Origin of the sequence: Nocardioides fonticola (assembly GCF_039536805.1) — a bacterium.
GTDB classification, from domain to species: domain Bacteria; phylum Actinomycetota; class Actinomycetes; order Propionibacteriales; family Nocardioidaceae; genus Nocardioides; species Nocardioides fonticola.
The window spans coordinates 1-18,695 of record NZ_BAAAZH010000023.1 but is presented as its reverse complement, the minus strand read 5'-3'; the positions used below and the strand labels follow the sequence as shown (position 1 = coordinate 18,695).

At 73.2% G+C, this 18,695-nt stretch carries 14 protein-coding genes; 5 read left to right on the top strand and 9 right to left on the bottom strand.

All coding sequences use genetic code 11. The annotated features are described in order from the left end of the window. Positions 1 to 44: 44 nt before the first annotated feature. The 3 genes from ABD671_RS14830 to rpsO all read right to left on the bottom strand — a co-directional run bounded on the left by ABD671_RS14830 (position 45) and on the right by rpsO (position 4,251). A complete protein-coding gene (locus tag ABD671_RS14830) occupies positions 45 to 1,412 on the bottom strand; it encodes a M16 family metallopeptidase (protein WP_344734195.1) in 1,368 nt (455 codons plus the stop codon). Positions 1,413 to 1,418: 6 nt separating this feature from the next. Then, positions 1,419 to 3,671 carry a polyribonucleotide nucleotidyltransferase gene (locus tag ABD671_RS14825; protein ID WP_344734194.1) on the bottom strand — a complete coding sequence of 751 codons (2,253 nt, stop codon included), beginning with the start codon at positions 3,669 to 3,671 and terminating at the stop codon, positions 1,419 to 1,421. A gap of 304 nt (positions 3,672 to 3,975) precedes the next feature. After that, a complete protein-coding gene (gene rpsO / locus ABD671_RS14820; RefSeq protein WP_344734193.1) occupies positions 3,976 to 4,251 on the bottom strand; it encodes a 30S ribosomal protein S15 in 276 nt (91 codons plus the stop codon). Positions 4,252 to 4,425: 174 nt separating this feature from the next. On the opposite strand from rpsO, the gene ABD671_RS14815 reads away from it, so the two are divergent. Then, positions 4,426 to 6,546 (top strand): molybdopterin-dependent oxidoreductase, encoded by a 2,121-nt coding sequence (locus ABD671_RS14815; protein WP_344734192.1) that lies wholly within the window; start codon positions 4,426 to 4,428, stop codon positions 6,544 to 6,546. 168 nt (positions 6,547 to 6,714) lie between these two features. Here the strand turns inward: ABD671_RS14815 and ptsP are convergent, their stop codons facing one another. Beyond that, positions 6,715 to 8,415 carry a phosphoenolpyruvate--protein phosphotransferase gene (ptsP, locus tag ABD671_RS14810; protein WP_344734191.1) on the bottom strand — a complete coding sequence of 567 codons (1,701 nt, stop codon included), beginning with the start codon at positions 8,413 to 8,415 and terminating at the stop codon, positions 6,715 to 6,717. Between the two features lie 90 nt (positions 8,416 to 8,505). Between ptsP and ABD671_RS14805 the strand changes: the two genes are divergently transcribed. From ABD671_RS14805 to ABD671_RS14790, 4 genes are read left to right on the top strand one after another with little or no spacing between them, the layout of a single operon-like run. Continuing rightward, complete coding sequence (locus ABD671_RS14805) at positions 8,506 to 9,273, top strand: DeoR/GlpR family DNA-binding transcription regulator (protein WP_344734190.1); 768 nt, start codon at positions 8,506 to 8,508, stop codon at positions 9,271 to 9,273. Further along, positions 9,270 to 10,229: a 1-phosphofructokinase family hexose kinase gene (locus ABD671_RS14800; RefSeq protein ID WP_344734189.1), complete on the top strand. Its 960-nt coding sequence runs from the start codon at positions 9,270 to 9,272 to the stop codon at positions 10,227 to 10,229. Before ABD671_RS14805 ends, ABD671_RS14800 begins: the two co-directional genes overlap by 4 nt. Positions 10,230 to 10,242: 13 nt before the next feature. Next, a complete protein-coding gene (locus tag ABD671_RS14795; protein WP_344734260.1) occupies positions 10,243 to 12,282 on the top strand; it encodes a PTS fructose transporter subunit IIABC in 2,040 nt (679 codons plus the stop codon). Positions 12,283 to 12,308: 26 nt separating this feature from the next. After that, positions 12,309 to 12,566: an HPr family phosphocarrier protein gene (locus tag ABD671_RS14790; RefSeq protein ID WP_344734188.1), complete on the top strand. Its 258-nt coding sequence runs from the start codon at positions 12,309 to 12,311 to the stop codon at positions 12,564 to 12,566. 92 nt (positions 12,567 to 12,658) lie between these two features. Here ABD671_RS14790 and ABD671_RS14785 read toward each other — a convergent pair whose 3' ends face one another. From ABD671_RS14785 to infB, 5 genes are all read right to left on the bottom strand, one after another. After that, positions 12,659 to 13,660, bottom strand: a complete 1,002-nt coding sequence (locus ABD671_RS14785; protein WP_344734187.1) for a hypothetical protein — start codon at positions 13,658 to 13,660, stop codon at positions 12,659 to 12,661. Continuing rightward, on the bottom strand, positions 13,657 to 14,595 hold the full coding sequence (locus tag ABD671_RS14780; protein ID WP_344734186.1) for a bifunctional riboflavin kinase/FAD synthetase: 939 nt from the start codon (positions 14,593 to 14,595) through the stop codon (positions 13,657 to 13,659). The genes ABD671_RS14785 and ABD671_RS14780 overlap by 4 nt, the downstream gene beginning before the upstream one ends. A gap of 26 nt (positions 14,596 to 14,621) precedes the next feature. Further along, a complete protein-coding gene (gene truB / locus ABD671_RS14775; protein WP_344734185.1) occupies positions 14,622 to 15,497 on the bottom strand; it encodes a tRNA pseudouridine(55) synthase TruB in 876 nt (291 codons plus the stop codon). Continuing rightward, the gene (gene rbfA / locus ABD671_RS14770; protein WP_344734184.1) at positions 15,494 to 15,976 is read right to left on the bottom strand and encodes a 30S ribosome-binding factor RbfA; all 483 of its coding nucleotides are present in this window, start codon (positions 15,974 to 15,976) and stop codon (positions 15,494 to 15,496) included. The genes truB and rbfA overlap by 4 nt, the downstream gene beginning before the upstream one ends. Positions 15,977 to 16,113: 137 nt before the next feature. Further along, a partial coding sequence (gene infB, locus ABD671_RS14765) for a translation initiation factor IF-2 (RefSeq protein WP_344734183.1) occupies positions 16,114 to 18,695 on the bottom strand: 2,582 nt, incomplete at its 5' end.

Sequence of the window (18,695 nt, the reverse complement as noted above, 5' to 3'; positions counted from 1 at the left end):
GACGACGCCGCGGGACGGGGTCGGCGACGGGGTCGGGGGTGGGGTCAGGGACCGACGACCGCGAGGATCTCGGGCCGCGAGAACAGCTCGGCCGCCAGGGCGGCGACCTCCTCGAGGGTGACGGCGTCGATGCGCGCGATCATCTCCTCGACGCTGAGCAGCTCGTCGTAGACCAGCTCGGCCTTGCCCAGCCGCGACATGCGCGAGCCGGAGTCCTCCAGGCCGAGCACGAGGCCACCGCGGAGCTGGCCCTTGCCGCGCTCCAGCTCCTCGGCGGTGATGCCCTCGGCGGCCACCTTCGCCAGCTCGGCGCGGACCACGGCGAGGACGTCGTCGAGCTTGGCCGGCAGGCAGCCCACCGAGACCCCGATCAGGCCGGAATCGGCGTGGTGGCTGGCGAAGGAGTAGACCGAGTAGGCGAGGCCGCGGATCTCGCGGACCTCCTGGAAGAGCCGACTGGAGGTGCCGCCGCCGAGCGCGGTGTTGAGCACGCCGAGCGCGAAGCGCTGCGGATGGTTGCGGGGCAGACCCTCCATGCCGAGCACGACGTTGACCTGCTCGAAGGGCCGCAGCGAGGACATCGTGCCGGGCCGCACCTCGGGGACGACGCCGGTGCCGCGCAGCACCACCGGCGCCTCGTCGCCGGTGAGGAAGCCGCCACGGGCGAAGGCGGCCGCGACCTGGCGCACGACGTCGTCGTGGACGACGTTGCCGGCGACCGCGACCACCATGTTGGCGGGCCGGTAGTGGCGCCGGTAGAAGGCCTCGATCTGGTCTCGGGTGAGCGCGGTGATCGACTCCTCGGTGCCGGCGATGGTGCGGCCGAGCGGGGAGGTGCTCCCCCACGCCTGCTCGGCGAAGAGGTTGTGGACGACGTCGTCGGGGTCGTCGTCGTGCATCGCGATCTCGTCGAGGATGACCTCGCGCTCGGCCTCGACGTCGTCGGGCTCGAGCAGGCTGGAGGTGATCATGTCGCCGAGGACGTCGACGGCCAGCGGCAGGTCGACGTCGAGCACCCGCGCGTGGAAGCAGGTGTACTCCTTGGCGGTGAAGGCGTTGAACTCACCGCCCACCGCGTCGAGCTCGACGGAGATGTCGAGCGCCGAGCGGGTCGGGGTGCCCTTGAAGAGCAGGTGCTCCAGGAAGTGGGAGCAGCCGTGCAGGGTGGTGTCCTCGTCGGCCGAGCCGACCCCGACCCACACCCCGATGCTGGCCGAGCGCACCCCGGCCATCTGCTCGGTCACGACCCGCAGACCGCCCGGCAGCACCGAGCGGCACACGCGCGAGACGACCTGACCGGCCTCGTCGGTGATCGTGGCGATGACGTCGACAGGGGCGGGAGCGGGCGTCGGCCCGCCCGGTCGCGAGACCGAGCGGGCCGACGTGGCCGAACCTGATGAAGCGGACGACACGGAGGGTCAGGCCTCCACGGTGGCGTCGTCGGAGGCCTCGGCGGCCTCAGCGGACTCGGCGGACTCCTCGCCCTCCACGACCGGGACGAGCGAGAGCTTGCCGCGGTCGTCGATCTCGGCGATCTGGACCTGGATCTTCTGGCCCACCGAGACGACGTCGTCGACCGACTCCACGCGCTTGCCGTCGTTGAGCGCACGCAGCTTCGTGATGTGCAGCAGGCCGTCCTTGCCCGGGAGCAGGGAGACGAACGCACCGAAGTTGGTGGTCTTGACGACGGTGCCGAGGTAGCGCTCGCCGACCTCGGGCATCGAGGGGTTGGCGATCGCGTTGACCGCGGCCCGCGCGGCCTCGGCGGCGGCACCGTTGGTGGCGCCGATGTAGACGGTGCCGTCGTCCTCGATGGAGATCGAGGCGCCGGTGTCGTCCTGGATCTGGTTGATCACCTTGCCCTTGGGGCCGATGACCTCGCCGATCTTGTCGACGGGCACCTTGACGGTGAGGATGCGCGGCGCGGTGACCGACATCTCCGCCGGGGCGTCGATGGCCTCGGTCATCACGTCGAGGATCGCCAGACGCGCGTCGCGGGCCTGGGTCAGCGCCGCGGCCAGCACCTCGGCGGGGATGCCGTCGAGCTTGGTGTCGAGCTGGAGCGCGGTGACGAACTCGCGGGTGCCGGCGACCTTGAAGTCCATGTCGCCGAAGGCGTCCTCGGCACCGAGGATGTCGGTGAGCGCGACGTACTGGGTCTCACCGTCGATCTCGCCCGAGATCAGGCCCATGGCGATGCCGGCGACGGGCGCCTTCAGCGGCACACCGGCCTGGAGCAGCGAGAGGGTCGAGGCGCAGACCGAGCCCATCGAGGTCGAGCCGTTGGAGCCCATGGCCTCGGAGAGCTGGCGGATCGCGTAGGGGAACTCCTCGCGGCTGGGCAGCACCGGCAGGAGCGCGCGGCGGGCCAGCGCGCCGTGGCCGATCTCGCGACGCTTGGGCGAGCCCACGCGGCCGGTCTCGCCGGTCGAGAACGGCGGGAAGATGTACTTGTGCATGTAGCGCCGGTGGGTCTCCGGCGACAGGCTGTCGATCTGCTGCTCCATCTTGAGCATGTCGAGGGTGGTGACGCCCAGGATCTGGGTCTCGCCACGCTCGAACAGCGCCGAGCCGTGCACGCGCGGGACGACGTCGACCTCAGCGTGCAGCGGACGGATGTCGGCCAGACCGCGGCCGTCGATGCGGATCTTGTCGCGCAGCACGCGCTCGCGCACGACCTGCTTGTTGACCGAGCGGAAGGCCGCCCCGATCTCCTTCTCGCGACCCTCGAACTGGGCGCCCAGCTTCTCGAGCAGGGCGGCCTTGAGCTCGTCGGTCTTCGCCTCGCGCTCCTGCTTGTCGGCGATGGTCATCGCGGCGGCCAGGTCGGCCTTCGCGGCGGCCTCGACGGCGGCGTACACGTCGTCCTCGTAGTCGAGGAAGATCGGGAAGTCCTGGATCGGCTTGGCCGCGACGTTCGCGAGCTCGACCTGGGCCTCGCACAGCTGCTTGATGAACGGCTTGGCGGCCTCCAGACCACCGGCGACGACCTCCTCGGTCGGCGCCTGCGCGCCGCCCATGACGAGGTCGATGGTCTCCTCGGTGGCCTCGGCCTCGACCATCATGATCGCGACGTCGCCGGTCTCGGTGACCCGACCGGCCACGACCATGTCGAAGACGGCCTTCTCCAGCTGGGTGTGGGTCGGGAACGCGACCCACTGGCCCTCGATGAGCGCGACCCGGGTGGCGCCGACCGGGCCGGAGAACGGCAGGCCGGAGAGCTGGGTCGACATCGACGCGGCGTTGATGGCCAGCACGTCGTAGGGGGTGTCGGGGTTGAGGGCCATCACGGTGATGACGACCTGGACCTCGTTGCGCAGACCCTTCTTGAAGGTCGGGCGCAGCGGGCGGTCGATGAGACGGCACGCGAGGATGGCGTCCTCGCCCGGGCGACCCTCGCTGCGGAAGAACGAGCCGGGGATGCGGCCCGCGGCGTACATGCGCTCCTCCACGTCGATGGTGAGCGGGAAGAAGTCGAAGTGGTCCTTCGGCTGCTTGCCGGCCGTGGTGGCCGAGAGCAGCATCGTGTCGTCGTCGAGGTAGGCGGTGACGGAGCCGGCGGCCTGGCGGGCCAGCAGACCGGTCTCGAACTTGATGGTGCGGGTGCCGTACTTCCCGTTGTCGAGGACGGTCTCGACGGCGGAGATGACGGGCTCGATGGAGTCGGTCAAGGTACTTCCTGGTTCTATCGCGGAGCGATCCGCTGCGTTCGCGCTCCGGCTCAGGGGCCGGGTCGACAGCGGGGACGGCGAGTGCCGACGGAGCCCACCGTCTGCGGCCGGTCTTCGATCGAGGCCCACAGGCGGCATCCCCGAGGGGACGGCCTGGAGGCCACTACCGAGGACCGAGCCAGAACGGGCGGGTCGCTCCTGGGTGATGAGGATTCAGTTATCGGGACGAGCCTATAGCGAACGCCCCGGACATCACCGGAAGGCGACGTCCGAGGCGTTCACGAGAAGGCACGTGGCGACTCGATCAGCGACGCAGACCGAGACGCTCGACGATCGAGCGGTAGCGCTCGATGTCGGTCTTGTTGAGGTAGTTGAGCAGACGCCGGCGCTGGCCGACGAGCAGCAGCAGACCACGACGGCTGTGGTGGTCGTGCTTGTGCTGCTTGAGGTGCTCGGTGAGGTGGGAGATGCGGTGGCTCAGCAGCGCGATCTGGACCTCGGGCGAACCGGTGTCGCCCGGGGTGGTCGCGTACTGCGCGATGATCTTCTTCTTGGTCTCCGCGTCGGTACCGATCGACATACGCGGGCTCCTCTCGGCTCGTTGCGCGGTGCTCCGGGGCTCTTCCCCGGGCGCTCTCTGTCCGCGGCCGTTCTGACGGCAACCGGGAGAGACTATCGGCGCGGCACCGGCTCGACCAAAAGCGCGGCGCCGCGACCCTTCTCGCCGAGCGATCGCTCGGTCTAGGTTGACCCGGTGACGATCGAGACCCGACTGGGCGTGTGCAACCTGTGCGAGGCGATCTGCGGCCTCGTCCTGACCATCGACACCGATGCCGGCCGGGTCACCGGCGTCCGCGGCAACCCCGACGATCCGCTCTCGCGCGGGCACATCTGCCCCAAGGGCGTGTCGCTGGCCGACATCCACGCCGATCCCGACCGGCTGCGCCGTCCGCTGCGCCGCGTCGGCCGCGGGGCCGAGGCCACGTGGGAGGAGATGGCGTGGGACGACGCGCTCGACCTCGTCGCCGACCGGCTCGCCGCGACCATCTCCGAGCACGGCGCCGACGCCGTCGGCGTCTACCAGGGCAATCCCAGCGCCCACGCGCTCGGCCTGTTCACCCACGGCCGGCCGTTCAAGAAGGCGCTGGGCACGCGCAACATGTTCAGCGCCTCGACAGTCGATCAGATGCCGCACCACGTCGTGGCGCGCGAGGTCTTCGGCCACCAGTTCCTCATCCCGGTGCCCGACCTCGACCGCACCGACCTCTTCGTGGTGATCGGCGCCAACCCGATGGCCTCCAACGGCTCGCTCATGACGGTGCCCGATTTCCCCGGCCGCGTGCGCGAGCTGCGGGCGCGCGGCGGGCGGATGGTCGTCATCGACCCGCGGCGCACCGAGACCGCCCGCATCGCCGACGCCCACCACTTCGTGCGTCCGGGCACCGACGCCGCGCTGCTGATGGCGATGATCCAGGTGCTGCTGTCCGAGGGGCTCGCCCGGCCGGCGTCCTACGTCGACGGACTCGACCGGCTCGCCGAGCTCGCCGCCCCGTTCACCCCGGAGGTCGCGGCGGCGGTGTGCGGCATCGACGCGGAGGTGATCCGCGAACTGGCCCGCGACCTCGCCACCGCGTCGTCCTCGGTGGTCTACGGGCGCATCGGGGTCTCGACCCACGAGTTCGGCACCCTGTGCCAGTGGGCGATCGTCGTCCTCAACGTGCTCACCGGCCACCTCGACGCCCCGGGCGGCGCGATGTTCCCCGAGCCCGCGATCGACCTGGTGGCGCACGGGCTCGCCGGCCCGGGCACCCACGGGCGCTGGCGCAGCCGGGTGCGCGGTGCCGAGGAGGTCGGCGGGGAGTTCCCGGCCGTCGTCATGGCCGAGGAGATCCTGACCCCGGGCGAGGGCCGCATCCGGGCGATGGTGACCATCGCGGGCAACCCGGTGCTCTCCACGCCCTCGGGCGACAAGCTCGCCGAGGCGCTCGACGCCCTGGACTTCATGGCGGCCATCGACATCTACCTCAACGAGACCACCCGGCACGCCGACGTCATCCTGCCGACCACCAGCCACCTCGAGCGCGACCACTACGACGTCGTCTTCCACGCCTTCGCGGTGCGCAACACCGCCCGCTGGACCCCCGCGCTCTTCGAGCCCGACGACGACCAGCGCCACGACTGGTGGATCAGCTACCAGCTCGCGAAGCGCATCGCCGAGCGGCTCGGCCGCCCCCTCTCCCCCGAGGCGGAGGCGGCGGCCGCCGCCTCCCCGCGCGACCTCGTCGCCTTCATGCTGGCGGCCGGCGGGAAGGTGAGCATGGACGACCTGCTCGCCGAGCCGGCCGGCGTCGACCTCGGGCCGCTGCAGCCGACGCTGCCTGCCCGGCTCGCCACTCCCGACAAGCGGCTCAGCCTGGTGCCCGAGGCGATCGTGGCCGACCTGCCGCGTCTGGAGGCGATGCTCGCGGCCGCTCCCGGCGGCGAGGGCCTGGTGCTCATCGGGCGCCGGCACCAGCGCGACTGCAACTCCTGGATGCACAACACCGACCGGCTCACCCGCGGCCGGCCGCGCCACCACCTGCTCATGCACCCCGACGACCTCGCCGCCCGGGGCCTGCCCGACGGCGGTCTCGTGCGGGTGACCTCGCGGGTGGGCGCCGTCGAAGTGGAGGTCAGCGCGGACGCCGACATGATGCCGGGCGTCGTCTCGCTCCCCCACGGCTTCGGCCACGCGCTGCCCGGCGTCCGGTTGCGGCACGCCAGCGGGGTGCCCGGGGTGTCGGTCAACGACCTCACCGACCCCGAGCGGGTCGACCCGCTCTCCGGCAACGCCGCGCTCACGGGGTTGCCGGTAGAGGTGGTGGGGGTGGGCTGAGGCCGTCAGGTTGTCGCCGGGGGGCAGGTTTCCCCGGCCGGCCGGGGAAACCTGCCGATTCCGGCCCCGATGAGCCCGATTTCGGGCAGGTTCGCCTGTCCGATGTCATCAGTGGTGCAGGTGTGACGGGGTCGACGTGCAGCTCCGTCGCACCGACACCCGATCGGCTCAGCCCACGATGGCCCGGACGGCGTCCCGGGCCGCAGCCGGGTCGGCGGCAGCGAGGGCGGCCTCGGCAGCCTCCTCGCACTGGGCCATCGTCACCTGGGCCAGGCGCGCGCCGACCGGCCGGACGGCGGCCGCAGCCATCGACAGCGAGCTGACGCCCATGCCCACGAGGGCGCACGCCAGCAGCGGGTCGGCGGCGGCCTCGCCGCACACGCCCACCGGCTTGGCGGCCGCGCGACCGGCGTGCGCGGTGATCGCGATGAGCTGGAGCACCGCCGGCTGCCACGGGTCGGTGAGGTGCGCCAGGTCGGTGGCCATGCGGTCGGCGGCCATCGTGTACTGCGTGAGGTCGTTGGTGCCGAGGGAGAGGAAGTCGACGACCTCGAGCATGCGGTGCGCCAGCAGCGCCGCGGAGGGCACCTCGACCATCACGCCGGCCTTGAGGCCGCGCTCGCGCACCTGCGCGGCGAAGTCGGCGGCCTCGGCCACGGTGGCGACCATCGGCGCCATCACCCAGGTCTCGGTGCCGACGCGGCGCGCGGCCTCGGCGATGCCGTCGAGCTGGCGGCCGAGCAGGCCGGGGTTGTCGAAGGAGAGCCGCAGTCCGCGGACGCCGAGGGCCGGGTTCTCCTCGCCCTCGTGGGTGGCGAAGGCGACCGGCTTGTCCGAGCCGGCGTCGAGGGTGCGCACGACGACGTACCGGCCGGCGAAGGACGTGAGCACCTCGGCGTAGATGTCGGCCTGCTCGGCGGCGCTCGGCTCGTCGGCGCGGCTCAGGAAACACAGCTCGGTGCGGAACAGCCCGACCCCCTCGACCGGCTCGCCAGCGGCCTTGCCGGCCGATTCGCCGTCGGCGACGTTGGCCAGCAGCTTCACCGGGACGCCGTCGGCGGTCGCACCCGGGCCGGCCCACGCGGCCACGAGGGCCCGCTCGGCGCGATCGGCCTCGACCCGGCTCGCCGCCGTGTCGAGATCCGGACCGATCTCGATGCTGCCGGCGGCGCCGTCGACGAGCACGGTGACGCCGTCGGCGAGCCCGAGCGCGCCCGCGGTGCCGACCACGCAGGGGATGCCCAGCTGGCGGGCGATGATCGCGGTGTGGCTGGTCGGGCCGCCGCGCTCGGTGACCAGCGCGACCACGCGCGAGGGGTCGAGGCCGGCGGTGTCGGCGGGCGCGAGGTCCTCGGCCACGAGCACCGAGGGCTGGGACGGCGTGGGCACGCCCGGCTCGGGGACGCCGACCAGGTGGGCGACCAGGCGGCGCTCGATGTCGCGCAGGTCGGTGGCCCGCTCGGCCATCAGCCCGCCCATCTGCGTGAAGAGCTCGACGAACTGCGCGACGGCGGCGTGCAGCGCGTCGAGCAGGCCGGTGGAGTCCGAGGCCCGCAGGTTCTTGCGCACCGCGGAGCGCAGGCCCTTGTCGCGCGCGAGGCCGGCGCTCGCGGTGAGCACCTCGGCCGCCGCGCCGTGACCGGCCTCGGCGCGGCGCTCGAAGCCGGCGGCGACCTCGGCGACCGCCGCGTCGTAGAGCGCCAGCGCCTCCTCCTCGCGCCCCTCGCTCGGCACCGGGCGGGCGGCGAAGGCCGCGACGGCGTCCGGGTCGATCTCGGTGCGGACGAGCAGGACGGGACCCAGACCGAGGCCGGGGACGACCGGGGTGCCGCGGAGGGCGGCGCCGGGAGCGGGGTGCGCGGTGACCATGCTCACACGTTATCCGCGCGCCCTCTTGACAGTCAAAGGTGATCGGGCATAAAACAACACAAACACAGAAAGTGACGGGAGCCACACACGATGTACGCCGAGGAACGTCAGCACGCGATGGCGCAGCTGGTCGCCGAGCGCGGCCGACTCTCCGTCGCCGACCTCGCCGCCGCCTACGACGTCACCACCGAGACCGTGCGCCGCGACCTCTCGGCCCTCGAGCGCCTCGGCCTGCTGCGCCGGGTGCACGGGGGCGCCGTCCCGGCCCACGCGCTGTCGAACCTCGAGGCCGGCCTCGTGGAGCGCGACCGGGTCAACGTCGAGGCCAAGGACCGCATCGCCGCCGCCGCCCTCGAGCTGCTGCCGCCCGCCGGCTCCACCGTCGTCCTGGACGCCGGCTCGACGACCACGCGGTTCGTCGCGGCCTGGCCCCGCGACGTCCGACTGACGGTCTTCACCCACTCCGTGCCGCTCATCGGCCGGCTGGCCGCCTTCCCGCAGGTCGACCTCCACCTGCTGCCGGGTCGGGTCCGGGCCACCACCCAGGCCGCCGTCGGCGCCGACACGGTCGAGGCGCTCTCCCGCCTGCGCGCCGACGTCGTCTTCGTCGGCACCAACGGCATCAGCCACGAGCACGGCCTGAGCACCCCCGACCCCGAGGAGGCCGCCACCAAGCGGGCTCTGGTGCGCGCCGGGCGTCAGGTGGTCGTCGCGGCCGACTCCTCCAAGGTCGGCCAGGACGCGCTCGTGCGCTTCGCCGCCCTCGACGAGCTCGACGTGCTCATCACCGACGACGAGCTCGCCGAGACCGACCGCCGCCGCTTCGAAGACTCCGGACTGGAGGTCGTCATCGCATGATCGTCACCCTCACCGCCAACCCCAGCCTCGACCGCACCGCAGCGCTCGACGAGCCGCTCACCCGCGGCGCGGTGCACCGCGTCGTCTCGGTCACCTCGCAGGCCGGAGGCAAGGGCGTCAACATCTCCCGCGCCTGCGTGGCCGCCGGCGTCCCGACGGACGCCGTCCTGCCGGCGCCGGCCGACGACCCCTTCGTCGCCGAGCTGCGGGCCGCCGGCATCACTTGCACCCCGGTGCCCACGACCTCCTCGCCGCGCGTGAACCTCACCATCACCGAGCCCGACGGCACCACCACCAAGCTCAACTCGCCCGGCGCCGTCGTCGACGGCGCGCTGCTCGAGGCGCTCGCCCGCGCGGTGCACGAGCGCGGCGAATGGGCCTCGTGGGTGGTGCTGGCCGGGTCGCTGCCGCCGGGCGCGCCGACCGACTGGTACGCCGACCTCGTGGCCGCGCTGGCCGACCTGCCGGCCCGGGTCGCCGTCGACACCAGCGACGAGCCGCTGGCCGCGCTGGTGGCCGGTCTCGATCGGGCGGCACCGGCGCTGATGAAGCCGAACGCCGAGGAGCTCGCCTCCTTCACCGGCGGCGACGCCGAGCAGCTCGAGCAGGACCCCGAGGCCGCCGCGAAGGCCGCTCTCACGCTCGTGGAGGCCGGTGTCGACACCGTGCTGGCCACCCTCGGCGGCCACGGCGCGGTGCTCGTCGACCGCACCGGCGCCTGGCACGCCACGCCGCCGCCCACGACGGTCGTGAGCACCGTCGGCGCCGGCGACTCCAGCCTCTTCGGCTACCTCCTCGGTGAGCTGCGCCAGCAGCCCACCGCCCACCGACTCGCACTCGCCGTGGCCTACGGCAGTGCGGCAGCCGGGTTGCCCGGCACCACCATCCCGCTGCCGACCCAGGTCCACCCGGAACTGGTCACCGTCCGCGGACTGTCCACCACCCTGGGAGATTGACGTGTCTGATCTCATCACCACCGAGCTGATCACCCCCGAGCTCGTCCGTCTCGATGCCGATCTCGGCTCGGACAAGCACGCCGTGATCCGCGCTCTGGCCGAGACGCTCGGCGCGGCCGGCCGGGCGGCCGACGTCGAGCAGCTGATCGCCGACGCCGAGGCCCGCGAGGCCACCTCAGCGACCGGCCTGCGGGGCGGCATCGCCATCCCGCACTGCCGCACCAGCGGCGTGTCCACCCCCACCCTCGGCTTCGCCCGACTCGCACCGCGCGTCGACTTCGGGGCCAAGGACGGCGACGCCGACCTGGTGTTCCTCATCGCCGCTCCCGCGGGCGGCGACGCCACCCACCTCGAGCTGCTCACCAAGCTGGCCCGGGCGCTCGTGAAGTCCGAGTTCACCGACGGCCTGCGGGCGGCGACCTCCGCCGAGGAGGTCGTGGCGCTGGTCTCCGGCGTCCTCGAGCCCGCGGCTCCCGCCGCCCCGGCCACGGCGACCTCCGGACGACGCAGCCTGGTCGCCGTCACCGCCTGCCCCACGGGCATCGCCCACACCTACATGGCCGCCGAGGCCCTGCAGGCCGCTGCCGCCAAGGCCGGCGTCGACATCGTCGTGGAGACCCAGGGCTCGGCCGGCTCCACCCCGATCCCGGCGGAGATCATCGCCGCGGCCGACGCCGTCGTCTTCGCCGTCGACGTGGGGGTGCGCGACCGGCACCGCTTCGCCGGCAAGCCGCTGGTCTCCGGCGGGGTGAAGAAGGCCGTCGACGACGCCGACGCGATGATCGCCGAGGCGCTGCGCGCCATCGACGACCCGACGGCGCAGCGCGTCGAGGGCGGCTCGGGCGACGCCTCCGGCATCCCGGCGGCCTCGGCCGGCGAGAGCTGGGGCGGGCGTACCCGCCGCATCCTGATGACCGGCGTCTCCTACATGATCCCGTTCGTCGCGGCCGGTGGTCTGCTCATCGCGCTCGCCTTCCTCTTCGGCGGCTACGAGATCGCGCTCGGCTCGACGTTCGGCGACGCCAGCGTCAACACCGCGCAGCACATCGTGCTGAACTCCAGCCTCTTCAACCTGCCCAACCCCGACGACTACGTGATGGCGAACGGCGCCGCGCTGGCGCACGGCGGCCTGCTGACCTACCTCGGCGCCCTCTTCCTGGTGCTGGGCGGGGCGGCCTTCGGCTTCCTGGTGCCCGCGCTGGCCGGCTACATCGCCTTCGCGATCGCCGACCGTCCGGGCATCGCCCCCGGCTTCGTCATGGGCGCCATCGCGGGCACCACGCAGTCCGGCTTCCTCGGCGGCATCATCGGCGGCGTCCTGGCCGGCTTCGTGGCCCTGTGGATCGGGCGCCTCCAGGTGCCCACCTGGGCCCGCGGCCTGATGCCGGTGCTCGTGATCCCGCTGGGCGCGACCCTCGTCTCCGGCTTCGTGATGCTCGCCGTCCTGGGCCAGCCGCTCTCGAAGCTGATGGGTCAGCTCAACGACGGCCTCAACTCGATGTCCGGCGGCTCCGCGATCGTGCTCGGCGCCGTCCTCGGCCTGATGATGGCCTTCGACATGGGCGGCCCGCTCAACAAGACCGCCTACGTCTTCGCCACCACCGGCCTGACCGCCGCGGCGACCGCCACCGACGCGCCCCAGCTGAAGATCATGGCCGCGGTCATGCTCGCCGGCATGGTGCCGCCGATCGCGCTCGGCCTGGCCACCTTCATCCGCCCGCAGCTGTTCAGCGTGGCGGAGCGGGAGAACGGCAAGGCGGCGATCCCGCTGGGCATCTCCTTCATCACCGAGGGGGCCATCCCGTTCGCGGCGGCCGACCCGCTGCGGGTCATCCCCTCGATCATGGCCGGCAGCGCCGTCACCGGTGCCCTCTCCGAGCTCTTCGGGGTGAGCCTGCGGGCTCCGCACGGCGGCATCTTCGTGCTGTTCGCCGTCGACGGCATCGCCGGCTTCTTCATCGCCCTGGCAGCCGGCGTGGCCGTCGCGGCGGCTCTCGTCATCATCCTGAAGTCGACCGCCGCCTCCCGACAGCCCGTCGCGGCAGCGGCCTGATCCCCCACCCGACCCGAGAGGACACCATGCCCACCCAGACCGTCACCGTCGGCTCCGCCGTCGGACTGCACGCCCGACCGGCCGCGATCATCGCCGAGGCCGCCGAGGAACTCGGTGCCGAGGTCTACCTCGCCGTCCCCGGCGAGGACCCCGTCGAGGCCGACTCGGCGCTGCTCATCATGACCCTGGGTGCTGCCAAGGGCGACACCATCGAGGTGTCGGGTGAGAACGCCGAGCACGTCGAGGCCATCGCGGCCCTCGTCGCGAAGGATCTCGACGCCTGAGGGCCGGCGCGATCCTCACCCCGCCCCCGTCACCGCTCCCCCGGTGGCGGGGGCGGGGTGCGTCCAGCCCCGTGGAAGGCCGTGCAGCCCACTCAGCCTGCGGACGGCGTCGCGTCGCGCAGCGCCCGGTAGACCACGCGGGTGCCGACGGCGCGCTGGAGCTCGCGCATGATCGCGGTGAAGAACTCCCGACGGTAGGTGTCGTCGGTGATGGCGGTGACGGTGAAGTAGAGGCCGCTGAAGCCCGCGAGGAAGGTCGCCACCCGGATCAGCTCGATGCTGAACCAGTGCGGACCCGGCGGGTAGTGCGGGGCCTCCCCCACCCACGCCTCGATCACGTGCGGGTCGATGGCCACGGCCCCGAACACGAGGAAGAACCCGAAGACCGCCAGCGCCAGCAGGAAGACCTGCACGACCTGCGCCACCACGAGCACCAGCACGAGGTTCACCATCTGCAGGCCGGTCACCTGGGCCTGCTCGGGCAGGTCGACCTCGTCGTCGGCGAGCATCTCCTCGGCGACGGCCTCCAGCGGGGTGCCCCGGGTCGCGGCGCGCAGGTCGTCCTCGTGCACCCGGTCGTCGTACTCGTCGAGCTCCTGCGCCATCCGGGGCACGAGGAAGCCGATGGCCGCGGCGGCGAAGAAGAGGATCGTCGTCCACAGCACGCCGCCGTGCAGGGCGGAGGCGACCTGCCACACCTCGGTGTTGATGAAGAGGAACGTGATGAACAGCAGCAGCATCGGCAGGGCGCGGGTGGCCAGCGGCACGAGCAGTCCGAGGCTGCCGAAGGCGCGGCGCAGCGCCCAGGCGGCGATCACCGAGGCCTTCAGCGCCCGCAGGCCGTAGAGCGCCAGCCAGCCCAGCACCACGCTGACGCCCGCGGCCACGCCGGCGGACGCCGACTCCACCAGCGCCACCAGGACGCCGGCCGCCGCCCCGAGCGCGAGCGCCGAGGTGGCCACGGCCACGAGGCGGGGACGGCTCAGCCGCTGCCGCACCTGAGCGCGGATGTCGTCGACGAAGTAGGGCAGGCCGTGGCGCAGGAACCAGGCCTCGGCCGCGGCGACGGCCGGGGCCGCAGCGCCCTCGGTCACCCGTCCGCCAGCACGTCGCGCGTGCGGGCGACGTCGTCGGCCATCTGCTCCAGCAGCGCCTCGACGGAGTCGAAGGCCTCCATGCCGCGGATGCGCTCGACGAAGGCGACCTCGACCTCGACGCCGTACAGCTCGAGGTCGGTGCGGTCGAGCACGTAGCTCTCCACCCGGCGCTCGCGGACGCCGTCGAAGGTGGGATTGGTGCCGACGCTGATGGCCGCGGGCAGCCGATCGCCGGTGTCGAGGCGGGTCAGCCAGCCGGCGTACACGCCGTCGGCGGGCGCGGCGGTGAGGCCGTCGGTCGGCACGTTGGCGGTCGGGTAGCCGAGCTCGCGCCCGCGCTGGTCGCCCTGCACGACGACGCCGCGCACCGTGTAGGGGCGTCCGAGCGCCTCGGCGGCGCCCGCGACGTCGCCGGCGGCCAGGCAGGTGCGCACGTAGGTGGAGGACCACACCTGCGGGCCGCCGTCGAGCGGGATGCCCTCGGCGGTGAAGTCGCGGGTGGCGCCGAGCTCGACGAGGGTGGCGACGTCGCCGGCCGCCCGGTTGCCGAACCGGAAGTTGGCTCCGACGACGACGGCGGCCGCGTGCAGTCCCTCGACCAGCACGCGGTCGACGAACTCCTGCGGCGTCCAGGAGGCCACCGCGCGCGAGAAGGGGACGGCGACCACGGCGTCGGCGCCGGCCTCCGCGAGCAGAGCGGCGCGCACCTCCATCGAGGTCAGGGTCGTCGGGGCGTGCTCGGGCCGCAGCACGGCCATGGGGTGGGGGTCGAAGGTCACCGCGACCACCTGCAGGCCGCGCTCGTCGGCGATCTCCCGCGCCCGGCTGACCACGTGCCGGTGACCGAGGTGGACGCCGTCGAAGTTGCCGATCACCGCGACGGTGCGGCCGAGGTCGGCCGGGACGTCGTCGAAGGAGCGCCAGATCTGCACAGGGGAAGCCTACGGAACGCCCGCGCTCAGACGAACACGGCCACCGGCCGAGCGCGCCCCTCGCGCGGCTCGTAGAGCGCGAGGAAGGTGCCGTCGGGCGCGAACAGCGCCGTCAGGGCCGGGAGCGCGACGTCGAGGGAGCGCCCCACCCGGACGTCGGCGGCGCCGGCGTCGTCGAGGTCGACCGCCGGGAACGCCGCCCGCGCGGCGTCGGCGATCGGGAGCACCGCGAAGCCGTCGGCGAGGTCCTCCAGGGTGGCGGCGACGTCGAGACCGTAGGGGCCGACCGCGGTGCGTCGCAGGGCGGTGAGGTGGCCGCCCACGCCGAGCCGGGCGCCGACGTCGCGGGCGATGGCGCGGATGTAGGTGCCGCTGGAGCAGCGCACCGAGATGCGCACCTCGGGCAGGGCCACCTCGTGCACCTCGAGCGCGTGCACCGTGACCGGTCGTGCCGCGAGCTGCACGTCCTCGCCGTCGCGCACCCGCTGGTAGGCCCGCTTGCCGTCGACCTTGATCGCCGAGACGGCGGTGGGCACCTGCTCGATGTCGCCGACGAAGGCGGCGAACGCCTCGCGGACGGCGTCCTCGGTGAGGGCGGCCAGGGCGTCGGGAGGGGCGACCGCGAGCGTCTCGCCTTCGGCGTCGTCGGTGGTCGTCGACTCCCCCAGCCGGACGACGGCGTCGTAGGCCTTGTCGGTGAGCATGAGGTGGCCGAGCAGCCGGGTGGCCCGGTCGACACCGAGCACCAGCACCCCGGTGGCCATCGGGTCGAGGGTGCCGGCATGCCCGACCTTGCGGGTGCCGGCCAGCCGCCGCACCCGGGCGACGACGTCGTGGGAGGTCATGCCCCCCGCCTTGTCGACGACGACCAGGCCGGGGGTGACGGGGGACGCCGCGCTCACGCGCGCTCGTCGTCCTCGTCCTCGTCGTCCCAGTCGTCGTCGTCGTCGTCCTCGTCGTCGTCGAGGTCGCGGGGCTTCTTGTACGGGTCGGCGTCGCCGGCGTAGGCGGCGCCGCGCTGGGCGGCGAGCTCCTCGTCGTGGGCCTTCGCCTTGGCCAGCACCTCCTCCAGCGCCGCGGCCTCCTCGGGGAGGGCGTCATGGACGAAGGTGAGGGTGGGCGCGGTGCGCATGCCGAGCTGCTTGGCGACCTCCGAGCGCAGCAGTCCGCGCGCGGACTCCAGCGCCTGCGCGGTGCCGGCCTGCTCGGTGGAGGTGCCGAGCACGGTGTAGTAGACCGACGCGTGCTGGTTGTCGCCGGTCAACCGCACGTCGGTGACGGTGACGAAGCCGAGGCGGGGGTCCTTGAGGCGCCGCTCGAGCATCTCGGCGACGATCACCTGGATCCGGTCGGCGATGCGGCGGCCGCGGGGATTGGCCATGGGGTGTGCCTCTCTCGTCTCACATGTCCGGGCGAGGAGCCCGGACCAGCCGGCGCAGGCGCCGTCCGCGAAGGGACGGCGACCTGCGCCGGCTGTGGGGTGACACCCGAGGGTGTCGGTGTCCTACCTGGCGCCGATCAGTTGCGCGGGATCTCGCGCATCTCGAACGCCTCCACGACATCGCCTTCGCGGATGTCCTGGAAGTTGCGCAGCACCAGACCGCACTCGAAGCCCTCGCGGACCTCCGACGCGTCGTCCTTCTCCCGCTTGAGCGAGGCGAGGTCGAGGTTGTCGGCGATGACGGCGTTGTCGCGCAGCACGCGGACCTTGGCGTTGCGGCGGATGACGCCGCTGGTGACCATGCAGCCCGCGATGTTGCCGATCTTGGAGGACCGGAAGATCGCGCGGATCTCCGCCTGGCCGAGGGTGGACTCCTCGTACTCGGGCTTGAGCATGCCCTTGAGGGCCGCCTCGATCTCCTCGATCGCCTGGTAGATGACCGAGTAGTAGCGGATCTCGACGCCTTCCTTCTCCGCCATCTGGCCCGCCTTGCCCTGGGGCCGGACGTTGAAGCCGATGATGATGGCGTCGGAGGCGGCGGCGAGGTCCACGTTGGTCTCGGTGATCGCACCGACACCGCGGTCGATGACCCGCAGGCTGACCTCGTCGCCGACGTCGATCTGCGCGAGGGCGTCCTCGAGGGCCTCCACCGAACCGGACACGTCGCCCTTGAGGATGAGGTTGAGCTCCTGGCTCTCGCCCTTCTCCATCGAGGCCATGAAGTCCTCGAGGGTGCGACGCACGCGGCGCTTGGCCTGCTGGGCGGCACGCTCGCGCGCCTCCCGCTTCTCCGCGATCTGGCGGGCCATCCGGTCGTCCTCGACGACCAGGAAGTTCTGGCCGGCGCCGGGGACGGCGGACAGACCGAGCACCATCGCGGGACGCGACGGCGTGGCCTCGGCGATCTCCTGGCCGTGCTCGTCGAGCATGGCGCGGACGCGGCCGAAGGCCGGACCCGCCACGATCGAGTCGCCGACGCGCAGCGTGCCGCGCTGGACCAGCACCGTGGCCACCGGACCGCGACCGCGGTCGAGGTGGGCCTCGACGACCAGACCCTGGGCGTCCTGGGTCGGGTTGGCGCGCAGGTCGAGGGAGGCGTCCGCGGTGAGGACGACGGCCTCGAGCAGCCCGTCGAGGTTGAGCTCGGACTTGGCCGAGACGTCGACGAACATGACGTCGCCGCCGTACTCCTCGGGCACCAGGCCGTACTCGGTCAGCTGGCCGCGGACCTTGGTCGGGTCGGCCTCCGGCTTGTCGATCTTGTTGACCGCCACCACGATCGGCACGTTGGCCGCCTTGGCGTGGTTGAGCGCCTCCACCGTCTGCGGCATGACGCCGTCGTCGGCGGCGACCACGAGGATCGCGATGTCGGTGGCCTGGGCACCACGGGCACGCATGGCGGTGAACGCCTCGTGACCCGGGGTGTCGATGAAGGTGATGCGGCGCTCGGTGCCGTCGACCTCGGCCGCGACCTGGTAGGCACCGATGTGCTGGGTGATGCCACCGGCCTCCTTGTCGACGACGTTGGCGTTGCGCAGCGCGTCGAGGAGCTTGGTCTTGCCGTGGTCGACGTGACCCATGACGGTGACGACCGGCGGACGGACCACCAGGTCGGACTCGTCGCCCTCGTCCTCGCCGAACTCGATGTCGAAGGACTCGAGCAGCTCGCGGTCCTCGTCCTCCGGGGAGACGACCTGGACGACGTAGTTCAGCTCCTCGCCGATCAGCTCGAGGGTCTCATCGCCCACGGACTGGGTGGCGGTGACCATCTCGCCGAGGCTGAAGAGCATCTGCACCAGCGAGGCGGCGTCGACGCCGATCTTCTCCGCGAAGTCGGTCAGCGAGGAACCGCGGGCGAGACGCACGGTCTCGCCGTTGCCCTTGCGGACGCGCACGCCGCCGATCGTCGGGGCCTCCATGGCCTCGAACTCCTGGCGACGGGCCCGCTTCGACTTGCGACCACGGCGCGAGGGACCGCCGGGGCGACCGAAGGCACCCTGGGTCTGGCCACGCTGGCCGGGACGGCCACCGCCGCCACCGCCGGGACGGCCGGGGGCGCCACCGCCACCGGGACCGCCGCCGAAGCCACCGCCGCCGGGACGACCCGCGCCGGCACCGGCACCGGGACGGCCCGGAGCGCCGGCACGACCGCCGGGACCGGGGCGACCGGGAGCGCCGGGACGGCCGGGGCCGCCGCCGGGACGCGCACCGAAGGCGGCCGGGGACTTGGGCATCATCGCCGGGTTGGGACGCGGCATGCCCGGACGCGGGGCCGAGCCGTCGCGACCGGCCGGCGGACGCGGCGGACGCTGGTCGCCGCTCGGGGCGCCGGCACCGGGTGCCGGGGCGGCCGCGCCGCCACCGGGGCCCGGGGCGGGACGGCGTCCCATGCCCTGGGAGGACGCGAAGGGGTTGTTGCCCGGACGCGGCGCGCCGGGGCGACCGACCGGCCGCGGGGCCGGGGCCTTGGGGGTCGCGCCACCGGCCGGCGGGGCCGGCGGCTTCGGCGCGGCGGGAGCAGCCGGGGCAGCGGCGGCGGGAGCAGCCGGCACCTCCGGCGCGGGAGCAGCCTCGGCAGGGGCAGCCGGGGCGGCCGGGGCGGCCGCAGCCGGAGCCTCGGGGGCAGCGGGTGCCTCGGGGGCCGGAGCGGGCTTGGCGG

Bases quoted from the DNA above. Each gene is read 5' to 3' on its own strand.
- rbfA (WP_344734184.1), bottom strand. From the start codon at position 15,976: ATGGCCAATCCCCGCGGCCGCCGCATCGCCGACCGGATCCAGGTGATC.
- ptsP (WP_344734191.1), bottom strand. From the start codon at position 8,415: ATGGTCACCGCGCACCCCGCTCCCGGCGCCGCCCTCCGCGGCACCCCG.
- rpsO (WP_344734193.1), bottom strand. From the start codon at position 4,251: ATGTCGATCGGTACCGACGCGGAGACCAAGAAGAAGATCATCGCGCAG.
- ABD671_RS14790 (WP_344734188.1), top strand. From the start codon at position 12,309: ATGCCCACCCAGACCGTCACCGTCGGCTCCGCCGTCGGACTGCACGCC.
- ABD671_RS14805 (WP_344734190.1), top strand. From the start codon at position 8,506: ATGTACGCCGAGGAACGTCAGCACGCGATGGCGCAGCTGGTCGCCGAG.
- ABD671_RS14800 (WP_344734189.1), top strand. From the start codon at position 9,270: ATGATCGTCACCCTCACCGCCAACCCCAGCCTCGACCGCACCGCAGCG.